At 69.8% G+C, this 11840-nt stretch carries 10 protein-coding genes and 2 pseudogenes; 7 read left to right on the forward strand and 5 right to left on the reverse strand.

What is annotated here, in order from left to right; genetic code table 11:
* Positions 1–18 precede the first annotated feature (18 nt).
* The 5 genes from BOQ63_RS06675 (at position 19) to BOQ63_RS06695 (ending at position 5745) form a co-directional block, all read left to right on the forward strand.
* Positions 19–285 carry a hypothetical protein gene (locus BOQ63_RS06675; RefSeq protein WP_223886193.1) on the forward strand — a complete coding sequence of 89 codons (267 nt, stop codon included), beginning with the start codon at positions 19–21 and terminating at the stop codon, positions 283–285.
* Between the two features lie 489 nt (positions 286–774).
* Positions 775–2115 carry a hypothetical protein gene (locus BOQ63_RS06680; RefSeq protein WP_150476330.1) on the forward strand — a complete coding sequence of 447 codons (1341 nt, stop codon included), beginning with the start codon at positions 775–777 and terminating at the stop codon, positions 2113–2115.
* A 469-nt stretch (positions 2116–2584) separates the two neighbouring features.
* On the forward strand, positions 2585–2812 hold the full coding sequence (locus BOQ63_RS06685) for a hypothetical protein (RefSeq protein ID WP_072653682.1): 228 nt from the start codon (positions 2585–2587) through the stop codon (positions 2810–2812).
* Between the two features lie 735 nt (positions 2813–3547).
* A complete protein-coding gene (locus BOQ63_RS06690) occupies positions 3548–4042 on the forward strand; it encodes a hypothetical protein (protein WP_072653683.1) in 495 nt (164 codons plus the stop codon).
* A gap of 419 nt (positions 4043–4461) precedes the next feature.
* On the forward strand, positions 4462–5745 hold the full coding sequence (locus BOQ63_RS06695) for a tetratricopeptide repeat protein (protein ID WP_223886194.1): 1284 nt from the start codon (positions 4462–4464) through the stop codon (positions 5743–5745).
* 26 nt (positions 5746–5771) lie between these two features.
* Here the strand turns inward: BOQ63_RS06695 and BOQ63_RS06700 are convergent.
* From BOQ63_RS06700 to BOQ63_RS06715, 4 genes and pseudogenes are all read right to left on the reverse strand, one after another.
* Positions 5772–5888: pseudogene (locus BOQ63_RS06700) on the reverse strand (IS5/IS1182 family transposase); the annotation flags it as partial.
* A 108-nt stretch (positions 5889–5996) separates the two neighbouring features.
* Positions 5997–7778 carry a reverse transcriptase/maturase family protein gene (locus BOQ63_RS06705; RefSeq protein WP_191093617.1) on the reverse strand — a complete coding sequence of 594 codons (1782 nt, stop codon included), beginning with the start codon at positions 7776–7778 and terminating at the stop codon, positions 5997–5999.
* Positions 7779–8215: 437 nt separating this feature from the next.
* A pseudogene (locus BOQ63_RS06710) lies at positions 8216–8998 on the reverse strand (IS5 family transposase).
* Positions 8999–9121: 123 nt separating this feature from the next.
* Positions 9122–9724 carry an anhydro-N-acetylmuramic acid kinase gene (locus BOQ63_RS06715; RefSeq protein ID WP_223886340.1) on the reverse strand — a complete coding sequence of 201 codons (603 nt, stop codon included), beginning with the start codon at positions 9722–9724 and terminating at the stop codon, positions 9122–9124.
* Positions 9725–9789: 65 nt separating this feature from the next.
* Here BOQ63_RS06715 and BOQ63_RS06720 point away from each other — a divergent pair, with 65 nt between their 5' ends.
* On the forward strand, positions 9790–10089 hold the full coding sequence (locus BOQ63_RS06720; protein WP_167395605.1) for a hypothetical protein: 300 nt from the start codon (positions 9790–9792) through the stop codon (positions 10087–10089).
* Positions 10090–10811: 722 nt separating this feature from the next.
* The gene (locus tag BOQ63_RS06725; protein ID WP_072653686.1) at positions 10812–11027 is read left to right on the forward strand and encodes a hypothetical protein; all 216 of its coding nucleotides are present in this window, start codon (positions 10812–10814) and stop codon (positions 11025–11027) included.
* 586 nt (positions 11028–11613) lie between these two features.
* Here BOQ63_RS06725 and BOQ63_RS06730 read toward each other — a convergent pair.
* Positions 11614–11781: a hypothetical protein gene (locus BOQ63_RS06730; RefSeq protein WP_167395667.1), complete on the reverse strand. Its 168-nt coding sequence runs from the start codon at positions 11779–11781 to the stop codon at positions 11614–11616.
* Between the last annotated feature and the right edge of the window lie 59 nt (positions 11782–11840).

An 11840-nucleotide genomic window follows, 5' to 3' on the forward strand; every position in this document is an offset into this window, starting at 1 on the left:
CAGATGATGGCAGAGCACATGGCCAGGTCGTTCCCGCGCGGCTTCCGCGGCCTGGACATCGAGGGCTGGGACATGGTGATGCTCGACTCGGACGCATATGCCTACGCCGCCTGTGTCCACGAAGACCTGCTCAGCGAACAGGCCCACGCACGCCTGACGCGGCTGACGTCGGCGTTCGGGAAAGTCCTTCCGGCGATCGACGACGAATACGCGGCCAAGTACTACACACATCTGCACAACATGGTCGTGCTGTCTGCCGAGATCGAGAGCCAGCGCAAGAAGTAGTCCCCGCCAGGAGTGAAAGGTTCGTGGTTCGGCAGCGGGGCCGGGCGGGGGTTCGGCCGGCGGTTCGGTTCGGCCGCTCGCCACCCGTCCCGCTTTCGCCCGAAGCCTTCGGAACGATGATCATGAGACCAAGGACCGCGGGGCAGAAGGCCCGCGTGCGCGGCAGGCACGTCGTGGGCGAGGTGGGCGGCGGCATGGCCAGCCGAGCGGGCAAGCAGACCGTCAAGTCCGGCGCCGCCCACCGGTCACCGACACGGCGTTGAACGAAGCGGCGCCGCGCCGCGTTCGAGGGCCCGAGAAAAGTTTCCGGATCCGTCTGCAACCGTGGCGGGGGCTGCGCGTCTAGTTAAGTGAGAGGCGCGGAAGGGGGCCACCTTCCGTCGGCAGGGTGATGTTCCGCCTGTGTACCGCAAGGGTTCACAGGTGCGCGTTCCGGCCGCTCGCCGACTCGCTCACGCATCCGTCCAGTGTTTCCAGGGGGGAACCACCATGTCCAGCACCACCCGTATCCGCCGTTCCCGTCGTGCCGTCGTGGCCGCTGCCACGCTCGGTGTCCTCGCGCTCGGCGGCTCGCTCGCCCTCCCGGCGCAGACGGCCTTCGCCGGGGCCCTGCACGACGCGTACCACGGGGCGCTGAGCGTCCAGGCGCCGGCGGCGGTCGGCTTCGCCGGGCAGCCGGTCGCGTTCACCGAGACCATCACCAACACCGGCACCGAGGACACCTCGTACACGCTCCTGCTGCAGACCACCACCGAGGCGGGCACGCCGCCGCACGCGATCACGATCGACTACAAGGACCCGGCGGACGGCATCTGGAAGTCGGTCCCGCTGGACTTCTACCCCGGCAGTGACGAGGCCACCTACAACGGCATGACCGGCGCCATCGTGGTCGCGGCCGGCAAGAGCGTGAAGCTGGACATGCGCATCGGCGCCCCGATGGGCCTGCCGCACGACGGCGCGAGCAACGGGGGCTTTCACTCCATCACCCTGGCCTCGCGCCTGACCGTGCCGGGAACGGGGGACAACCTGGGCGAGCAGGTCAGCGCGATCACGGTCGACTCCATCGGCAGCTCGTTGGCCCACGTGCCCGCCACGGCGATCGCCGGCGGGGCGCCGATCGAGTTCGACGCGGTGCTGGCCAACCCCACCCCGTCCGCCTACACCAACCTCGGCGACGTCCTGTTCGTCGATCCCCACGCCACCGTCCAGGTCCGTCAGGCGGACGGCAGCTGGACCACGCCGGAGAAGGTCTCCGACGGGATCCCGGACGACAAGCCCGGCGTCTACCTGCAGGGCCGCGACTCCTCCATCGACGCGGGTAAGACCATGGTGACCCGGGTGCGGGTGTCCTACGACGCGACCACGCCCCTGGGCGCGACCTCGATCGACCCGTGCCTGTTCGTCAACGAGGGCGCCACCCCGTTCCGCGGCACCACCACCTGCAGCCAGGGCAGTACCGTCAAGGTCGTCGCCGACCCCGCCCAGGCCCCCACCCAGACCCCCGCCCAGACCCCCGGGAACACCCCCGCCCAGGCCCCCGGGAACACCCCCGCCCAGATCCTCGGGAACACCGCCGACAAGAACGCCAAGCCCGCCGCCGACACCACGACCGCACAGGTGCAGCCCGCCGCTGACACCAAGCCTGCGGCCCCCGCTGCGGCTGCCCCTGTCACCGTCCCCGCTGCCCCGGCCCCTGCCGCCACCGGCGCCGAACTCGCCGCCACCGGAAGCGCGTTCGACACCGTCAAGGCTGGCACCGCCGCCGCAGCAATCGCCGCCCTCGGCGCTGGCGCGCTCCTGCTCGCCCGCCGCCTGCGCCGCCAGTCCTGAGCCGCCCACGGCCCGCGCCGCGCACCAGCGGAGCGGGCCCCGGCGGGGCGGGGCCGCGTCGCGTCCGGTTGCCGGATCGGCCGGGGGTGAGACTCCCCCGGCTACTCGGCGCGGGGTGGCTTGTAGGGGTTGTGAGCCGGGGGCCCGCGCCCAGGGCTTCGGCGTAGTTGGTTGATGTCCGGTTTGTAGTCATGCGAGGCCGAGGAGTACGAGCGGGCGTCGAGGGTCACGGGCGTTGCGCCGTAGTCCTGCCGCGACGTTGGTGATGCCGGCTCGTTTCAGGGCGCCGATCGCGAGGTTGCGCCAGGTGGCCATGGCGCGGGGCGCGTTGCCGGTGCGCAGTTGGGAGGCACACGCACAGACTGGTACAGGCCGGTCCGCGTCCGAACCCCCGAGCGGGCAGCGGACCGGCGTCCCTCGTCCACGCGCCGCACACGGCTCTTCCCCCAGGTCATCGGAGGGTTTTAGGGTGGCCGTCCGGTCACCTCGGCGAAGGGCTCACACCAAGGCGCGCACGATCGTCGACGCGTTCCTCTTCGACTCCACGTGGGGCGACGACGGCCCGGCGGTGCAAGGGATCGAGATCCCTCCCCTGCACGCCCTCGACTGGGCGCAGCTGCGCAAGATCCTTCGGGACAACCTCGACGGAGAGCTGAACATCATCGTGGACGCGAAGGGCAACGTTCTCCTGCGGTAGTTCCGGCAGTCCTCGGCTGGCCCTCCAGCGGCTACGCTCCGGCGGAACGCGCCCCTCTGCTCTACGAGTCCGGCCGCTGCCGGGCCGCTGCCGTTCCGCCCGCCCGTCCGGCCCGGGCTGCCCTCCGGTCGCCGCCGTCGGCCGTTGTGCCGCCGGCCCGCCGCCGGCCCGCTGTTGTGCCGTCGCTGCCTGCCGCCGTCGCTGCCTGCCGCTGTGCTGCCGTCTGGGGCGCGTCGCTGGGTCCCGCTCGTGCTGGGCCGCCGCCGCTGCCCGCCTGCAGCCCGCCGCCGTCCGGCCGCTGTGTCCGTCCCGGCCGCCTGCTCCTTGTCGAGCCCGTGCCGTTCGTAGGAAAAATGCCGCGCGTGCTGCTCGGGCGGATGATCATAATGACTGACCCGTCCCGGCCTGTTCCGGAGGCCGTTGTCCGACGGGAAACGGGAGATCAGGAGACACCCCTTGACGCGGTTCGTCGTCCGTGTGGCACCGGTGATGCTGGCGATGACCGGTCTCATGGCGGGTTGTTCGTTCGCACCGACCCCGGGGTCCCCGCCTCCGGCCGGCCCTGACCATGGTGCCGCTGCGTCTCCGTCGGCTCCACCAGCCTCGGCGCCCTCGCCGGCCTCGTCGGCCGCGCCGTGGCGGCCGCTCGCACCCCTGTCCCGCGAACAACTGGACGCCTCGCTCCTACAGGTTGCCGACCTACCGTCGGGCAGCACGACCGAGCCCGCCAAGGCCGTGCCCGGCACACCGGCCGAACTGGCCGACCAGATCCAGCGGTACCCGGCATGCGGGCCGGTCCTCACCGCGGTTTCCGAGCAACTGCCGAACTCCGCCCGTCGCTGGTACGTCACAGGCAACAACGTGCTTGGCAACCGAACCCTGGCGGACCTCGGGAACGTTCCCGACGGGCGGTCCCGGGAACGCTTCGACGCGCTGGAGCATGCCGTGTACGGCGGCGGCTGCACCGGCTTCCGGGGGGACGGCGGGCTGCAGCTGCGGGTCGAGGCGGTTCCCGTCGAGGGACTGGAGGTTCCGGCCGTGGGCTTCCGCATCGTCGCACCGACCGGCGCGGTGGCGTCCCAGGGCGGGTTCACGCGTGTCTACCTCTACGCGGCCGTCGGCGACAACCGCGTCCTCCTCCTCACCGCCGACGACACCGCTCACACACCTGCCCTGCGCAGCGACCTGGTGACCGCCCAGGTCCACCGCCTCGCGACCGCGTCCGGCTGATCCGTCGTCATGCCGTGGGAAGAACCGTCGGGCGGCCACGAGGTCAAAGCTCCGTAGGCCCGTGGGTTACGCCCGCGCCTGGTCGGCCCGCGCCGCGCACCGGCTGCCCGTCGGCACACTCCGGATGGCGGGCGTGTTCTCTTCGCCCTGGACGGGGTCGGTCTGGGGTGCCGGTTGTGGGCTGATGCGGACCGCCGGCGACGCGCGCGAGGCAGCGGACAGGAGGAAGCCGGAAGCACCGGTCGGGAGGGGCTGCAGTGGAGGGTGCGGGGCGCGTGGTCAGGTGAGCCGGTGGGGATCTGGCGGGATCGATCGGGTGTCGGGGGCGGGGGCTAGGGTGCTGGCCCGTGGACGCTGATGATCTTGACTACCGGGCCCGGACGCGGTCCGGGTGTGTTCCGCCGGAGCTGGTTGCCCGGTTGCTCGAGCGCGGTCATGCGGCCGTGGTGGGGGAGTTGGCCGGGGGCGGGGAGTGGTTCTGCGCGCGGGAGTGGGCGCGGCTGCTGGGTGAGCGGGACCGGCAGGCCGAGGCGCTGGACGTGCTGGCACCGTACCTCGCGACCGGCTGGTGGACGGCCACCGAGACCGCTGCCGGACTGCTGGAGGACTGGGGCCGCGCCGGGGAAGCGATCGAGCTGACCCACGCCCGGATGCTGCTCGGCCACCCGCACGCACTGGAGTCCTACACCCGCCTGCTCGCCCGGCACGGCCGCGCCCGGGAGGCGTTCGACCTGCTCGTGCCCCACGTCGGCGACGGCAGCCTGGCCCGGGCGCTGGTCGACGTCGCCGCTGTCGCCGACCGCGACGACGAGGCCGCCGTCCTGCTCGAAGCCCTTATCCCGGCCGACGAGCACCGGTGTGACAGTTCGTGGTGCTGCCGCGGCCTGGACACCTACACGGCGACGGGCCTGCTCACGACGGTCCGCGAGCGCCAGGGCCGCGTCGACGAGGTCGTCGTCCTGCTGCGCGCTCTGGGGGATACCTGGATCGATGCCCGTGACGAGTTGGCCAGCCTGCTGGCCCGGCACGGCCGGATCGAGGAACTGCGCGCCTACGCGGCGACCGAGGAGTTCGGGCGCGCGGCGTGGCGGCTGGCGGTGTGGCTGGAGGAGCGCGGCGACGTCGAAGGTGCGGTCGCCGTGTACCGGCAGGCCCTCGACACGACCGCCGCCCGGGGCCACGTGGCGTTGCACCTCGCCCGGCTGCTGGCCCGGTACGGCCGGGGTGAGGAGGCAATCGAGGTGGTGCGCGCGCTTGCCGACGCCCCGGGCGGCGCCGAGGACTGGATCGTCGACACGCTGTGCACCCTGTACGCCGACCAGGGCCGCCCCCAGGACGCCCTGGACTACCTCGACGACCTCAAGGCCCGCCGAGGCAAGGAGGAATGGGAGCTGTCCTGGATCCGCCTCCCGCTGATGGCCGCCTGCGACCGCGTCGACGAGGCCGTCGAGCAGGCGCGGGCCCACCCCGACGGCGGCACCCCGTACGCGGCTGCGCACGTTGCCAGGATGCTGGCCGACGCCGGACGCACCGAGGAGGCCGTCGCCGTCCTCGAACAGCACGCGCCGACCCACCGCCACGACCTGGCCGGCTACCTCATCGACCTCGGCCGCATCGACGACGCCGTGGCCCTCCTCCACCAGCACGTCCCCCCACGACCCGCCCAGCGGACCGGCCCTTGGAACGACAAGCCCCCGTTCTAAGGTGGTCGGCCCGTTTAGAAGTCATCTCATTTGGGGATTCTCCGCAGGCAGATGACTGCTGCGGCGATGCTGGCGAACGCGGCGAAGTGCTCGCCCTTTCGTTCGTAGCGGCGGTGGAGGCGGCGGAAACCGTTGAGCCAGGCGGTTGGGTCGGCCGCGCGGCGAGGTGCCTGCCCGTGGCAGGTCCTTTTCCGCGCGGCCTCCCGCCGAACCGGACATGACGGTTTCCCTGTCATCCGGCTCTCCAGTGATCACGGCGTGTGTGATCCGGCTGTTCGTGCCTCGTGGATGCGGTCGTGGCAGGCAGCGCAGGCCACGAGGGTCTTGCGCCGCCGGTCGAGCATGACGCGCGCCCAGTCGGACGGCGGCCATCCAGCACGTGCGAGATCGGCGAGGGCCCGGACGTGATGCACTTGGACATCACCGGTGGCCCCGCAGACCTCGCACGTGTCCGCCAGGAGCCTGGTGATCAGCTCCTTGTGCGGATAGTCCACCCAGACAGGCCGACGGTCGACGACCTTCGCCGACCGCTGCTGTTGAAGAGGGATTCCACCGAACCGCGCCACCAGCGGCTTCCTGTTCTCCCGCTCGATGCAGGCCTCGAAGCAGACTCGGGGCCCGTTTGGTGTGTCGATCCTGGCCTTGTGCTTGGCGGCCATCTTCGTCACGGTCGAACGGTGCTTGCCCGCAAGGGTCTTGAGCATCGAGGTCTCCATGACCCATCGCAGGCGGTGCAGCCGGAAGACGTCTCCGGCAAGCAGGTAGTACTGGACGATGCCCCGGTAGACGGCCCCGAACGTGGCGACGATCGCGTGATCGCTGCCGTTGGTCAGTTCCGTTCGCTTCGCGGGCTTGCCGCGAACGAGGTAGGGCTCGCATTTGGCCTTGATCACGTCCCTGGGGACACGAAGGGCGATCTGGCCGTTCACCCTGCGGTAGCGGCCGGTCTTCTTCGTGTCGTTGTGCTGGGTCGTGATCTCGTAGCCGAGGAACCTCGCCGCCCGGGTGCGGGCGTGGGTGATCAGCGTCTTCTCCCGGGAGAGTTCCAGCTTGAGTTCGTCGCGCAGGAATTCCGCCAGGCGGTGCTTGATCTGCTCAGCCTCGGCTTTCGGTCCGGTGAATCCGAGGAGGTGGTCGTCTGCGTAGCGGACATAGCGAAGCCTGCGATATGACGGATCGTTGGGATCCGCGCTCGGCAGGCTCACCATCCGCTGACGCAGTGCCCGGGCCTGGGCCCGGTCGCCGCGCCGGCGGGCTTTCGCCAGCAGATTCTGCAACTCCAGATATGCCGGGTTGCGAACCCGGCGCTCTCCACGGGTGTACTCCGGGATCAGAACTTTCTCGACGAACTCGTCCAGCCGGTGCAGATATATGTTGGACAGGATCGGGGAAGCCACTCCGCCTTGCGGCGCTCCGGAGAGCGTGGCTCCCCATTTCCAGTCCTCCAGGTATCCGGCTGTGAGCATGTTGCGCACCAGCCGCAGGAACCGCTGGTCATGGATCTTCTCGCCGAGGATCGACAGCAGGACCTGGTGGTCCAGGCTGCCGAAGCAGTCGGCGATGTCCCCTTCGACGAACCAGGACGTCCCGGTCCAGGTGTGGGCCACCTCCCGCAAGGCGGTGTGACAGCCCCTTCGGGGACGGAATCCATGCGATCGGTCGGAGAACGTCGGCTCGTAGTACGCCTCCAAGATCAGGCGGACCACCTCGCCGACGAGCTTGTCCGACCAGGTCGGCAGCCCCAGCGGTCGCGTGCTCCCGTTCTTCTTCGGGATGTGCACGCGCCGGACCGGCCGGAAGCGGTAGCGCTCGTGGCGCATCGCTTCGATGATCCGGTCGATCTTCCGCTGGGACATGCCGTCCACGGTTTCCGGCGTGACCCCGGGCGTCATCGCGCCGTGGTTGGCGTAGATGCGACCGTAGGCCATCAGATACAACTGCGGGTTGAACAACTGTCGATACAGTTCATTGCACGGCAGACGGCGCCTGCCGCGCTCACGCAGGACACCCAGCACCGTTGCGGCGCTCTGCATTTCGCATACCTCCCCATATCCGGGTGTCCGAATCACCTGGCCCCCTTCGCCCTGCGGACGGCTTTCCCGTCCTCCCTGACCGGGCGTGACTCCGGCGACTACTACGGGACCTCCGTCGCCATAGGACTCGCGTCCCGTAGGCGATCCCACGTTCGTCCCTGTCTGTACGTTCTAGCGCGACACAGGCGTCCCACTCATCTCCTTGAATGTCCTCGCTGGACATCGCTCCGGGCCCCGGAAGTTGCACCAGTTGACACAATCGAAACCGGTGCAGGGTCGGCGTCGGTTTCAGCTGTCTTTCCGACGGATGGGAACTTGCATCTTCTGGAGATTGGGCTTCAAACAATCCAGTCTTCGCCATATCGCGCGGGCCGCCCGGCACACCGTCCCAGACAACTGGACCCGGTCACCGGTTTCCTGACATGCTCTTGTCCCCTTCACCTTTCGGATCCAGGTGAGTCATTCGGCCCAGGAACCTCCTTCCGAGTTCCTCCCGGCTGAGCCGGGGATACAAACAGAGCGCCTCGTGGCGCACACGGTGCGCTCGATCACCCATCGGTGTCGGCCCAGGCGCTGGGAGGAGTCGACGCCCCGGCGGGCGATGCGGGCCGGGATCTGGCGTCGTCGCAGGTAGGCGCGGATGAATCGGTGGTCGTAGGCCTTGTCGCCGTGGAGTTTGCCTGGCCTGCGTCGCCTGGGGCCGCGGCGCGAGCGGATGGGCGGGATGGCATCGGTCAGCGGGATCAGGGCCTGGCTGTCGTGGACGTTGGCGCCGGATATCGCGAGCGACAGGGGTAAACCGGTGCGTTCGGTGAGCAGGTGGATCTTCGACCCGTACTTGCCCCGATCGACAGGATTCGGACCTGTCAGGTCCCCCTTTTCAGGGCTCGCATGTTCACGGAGTCAACCGCGCAGCGCGACCAGTCCAGCTCGCCCCGTGCGCCGAGTTCGTCCAGGACGACCCGGTGGAGCTTGGCCCACACCCGTGCCTTGCTCCACTCGGCGAACCGCCGATGGGCAGTCGGCCCGGACGGGCCGAAGCAGGGCGGCAGTTGGGCCCACGTGCACCCGGAGGTTGCCACGAAGACGATCGCCGCCAACACCTCGCGATCCCCGTAACGGCGTCGGCCACCGCCCTGTGGCCGGGTCGGCGCCGCCGGCACCACCAACTGGAACAGCTCCCACAACTCGTCCGGCACCAGACGCTCCACGATCAGCACGCCCAGAGTCTAGCCATCCAAATGAGATGACTTCTTAGTGCCGTGGCCGAGAAGGTTCACCGGCTGCGGTCTGGTGACGTTCGGAGGCCCGGGGATGTGGTTGGCGATAGCCAGGCCGTTTTTTCAGTTGATCAGAGAGGACAACACGTCCGCGATGGACATGGTCGTGTCGGGTTGGAGGCGCGTGGTTTCGCCTCGGAAGGACCGCACCTCCAGCCAGCTCTGCGGCGATGCCGTGGGCAGTACGTCCATGAGCTTCTGGAGGTCGACCGACCGATAGACCTTGAATTTCGGTGACGGTCGGTAGTGCGACGGCTGGATGTCGAAGCGCATGTCAACGGCGGGATACGGTGATCGTCTCCAGTCGCTGTAGGGCAGCGCGGCGTGACCGTGGATGCGGGCGTCTACCAGCACCTCCGAGTCTCCGTCCCCGATCTCGCAGTTGAACACGGGGAAGGCTGTCGCAACCCTCGCTGCCACTCCCGGATATGCAGCGCACGCGCGGCCCAGTGCCGGCGAGCAGAACAGCGCGTGATCGAAGGACCCGACCGGGCTCGGCAAGGCCACCTTGTGGTGGGACTGGCCGCCGAAGGCGAGGTCACGTCTGGTGCAGAGGAAGTCCAGGAACCCAGCCACCACCGTGTCCTGGTGGCTGCTGGCTCGCACTGTGAAGCGGACCGCGCTGCGTCCCTGTTCACGCAGCACGTAGTACTCGAAGAAGCCCATCGGGTGATCGGGCGTGTGCGCGCGTCGGTAGACCTGGTCGAAGCCGTCGACCGGCAGGTATTGGGGTGCCGGTGCGTGGGGGCGGCTTCGCCGATGGCGGACAGGCCTTTGCCCCGTACGTCGCCGATCATCACGCGGACTGCGTCGTCGGTTCGGTTGGCGGCGTACAGGTCGCCGCCGATCTGGGCCTCGTCTTCTGCGGCCAGGTACAGGCAGGCGACCTCCAGCGGGCCGATCCGTTCCGGCAGGGGCCACATCAGGACGTGTTGGGCGGCCTCGGCGACCGAACGGACCTGTGCCAACTCCGCCTGGCGGCGCTCACGTGCCATGCAGAAGAGGACGATCAGGCAGGACAGCACCCCTAGGGCGAAGATCTGTACCACCACGTTGCGGGAGAAGAGCGCACCGTAGTACCAGCCGATGAACGCTTGGGCGGCCACGGTCAGCAGGCCGATCAGTCCGGTCAGCCGGGGGCCGGCGAACGAGGCGGTGATCGCGGGAGCGATCACCAGCAGCGGACCGAGGTGGACGTCGGCCGGCACGAACAGGTCCGCGACCGTGATCGCCGCGATGAGGACGAGCGGGATCGCCAGCAGCGCAGGGCTCGATTTCCAGGGCTGCCGCATACCGGCACCGTTTCGCCGGCTCGCCATCTCTCTACCGTGCACCCGTTCGGTGGCGGCGGCATCTGTGTCCCCTGACGGGACCAGTGCTGAAGGGCCCGGCTCGCTGGGGTCCGGGCGTCGGCCAACCGCTCGTCGCAGATCGTGCCGGCCGGTGGACAGCCCTCCGGGCCTGGTCCGGGCGAGAACGATCAGCGTTCTCCGGCCTGCCAACCGACTTCGCCGCCTCCGGGGCCTGTTGTTCATGGAGAACGCCACGCGCGTTCCATCAGCAGTTCCGTTCGCCGAACGCTCACAGCAACCGTTCGGCGAACGTTTCCTCACACCTCGCTTTTCGGGCATTTACCGGTTGACATGGGGGGCTTCGGGGTTCGAAAACAGTCACCGTCTCGGGCCAGCTCCGGTCAAGGCCGCCACCCTCCCCGACCCGAACCCCACCGTGTCCGGCGGCTGGCACTGGCCTTGTGCAGCAGCCGGCTCGCGGCCGCCGCCCGGACCTGGGCCGCCCGATTCTCGACGTCGGCGGCCTGGACGTCAGCGGGCCTGAACGGATCGGGCCTGTTCGTCGGCAGCACCTCGTCGTCGACCGCCTGCCCCTGCTCTCCATGAGCGCCGACGGCGCCATCGACCTGCTGCGCCTGGCGTTGTGCAAGGCCTGCTCTGATCGGCCAACCGGGTGATTGGACGCGGCGGGCCGGCACGCGCCTGCCCGCCTGGGGGTTCGGCAGCGAGTAGTCCCCCGTCGAGATGAGGAGGGCGCTGATGCGTCTGACCCGCTCCGCCGTCGTGGCAGCCGCAGCGCTGCTGACCGTCGGCCTGTCCAGCCCCGCTGCCTACCACTGTCTGGGACGCCGGCACCGCCTGACCAGGCACCACAACACAGCGCGGGCCCCGGCACCGCGCCGGACCCCTTCGTCGCACCGCAGCAGCCACCTGTCCCGCGCGATCGCCTCGATGCCGAGCACCACAGCGACGGGGAACTCGGCCGCTTCGCCGCCAACCACTTCAGCCGGCCCCAGACGTCCACCACCACCGATGTCGCCCCGGGACGCGGTCCACCGAGCCGACCGCCCCCGCGACGCGCGCGAACCCGCGACCCCGGTCGCTCCGGTCGCTGCCGTGACCGCGATCCCCAGCGACACACCGATCCCCGAGCCGACGCTGCGCCGGACCACCTCCCCCGAACTGCCAGGGCCCGTTACCGGCCCTGTCGGCCGCCGTCGAGCGGAGGCGGATTCGCCGCGCGTGCAGTACGGCTCTGGGTCGTCAGTGCCGTAGGGCGTCGGGTTTGGCCAGACGCGCGGCGGTGTCTTCCAAGCCAGTGCTGTGTGAGCCTTTGACGAGCACGACGTTGCCGGGTTCGAGGTAGGTGAGCAGCAGGTCGTGGGCGGAGTCGCGGTCGGGCACCAGCGTGGCGTCGACGCCGTCCTCCACTGCCCACATCTGTACGAGTCGGGCCTCCCGGTCCCCGGCCGCGATCGGGTGGACGGGCG

It is taken from the genome of Streptomyces viridifaciens, assembly GCF_001888885.2.
GTDB lineage: Bacteria > Actinomycetota > Actinomycetes > Streptomycetales > Streptomycetaceae > Kitasatospora > Kitasatospora aureofaciens.

What these genes read in the sequence shown, in the direction of transcription:
- BOQ63_RS06680 (WP_150476330.1), top strand. Translation starts at nt 775, where the DNA reads ATGTCCAGCACCACCCGTATCCGCCGTTCCCGTCGTGCCGTCGTGGCC.
- BOQ63_RS06675 (WP_223886193.1), top strand. Translation starts at nt 19, where the DNA reads ATGGCCAGGTCGTTCCCGCGCGGCTTCCGCGGCCTGGACATCGAGGGC.
- BOQ63_RS06705 (WP_191093617.1), bottom strand. Translation starts at nt 7,778, where the DNA reads ATGCAGAGCGCCGCAACGGTGCTGGGTGTCCTGCGTGAGCGCGGCAGG.
- BOQ63_RS06715 (WP_223886340.1), bottom strand. Translation starts at nt 9,724, where the DNA reads ATGGGCTTCTTCGAGTACTACGTGCTGCGTGAACAGGGACGCAGCGCG.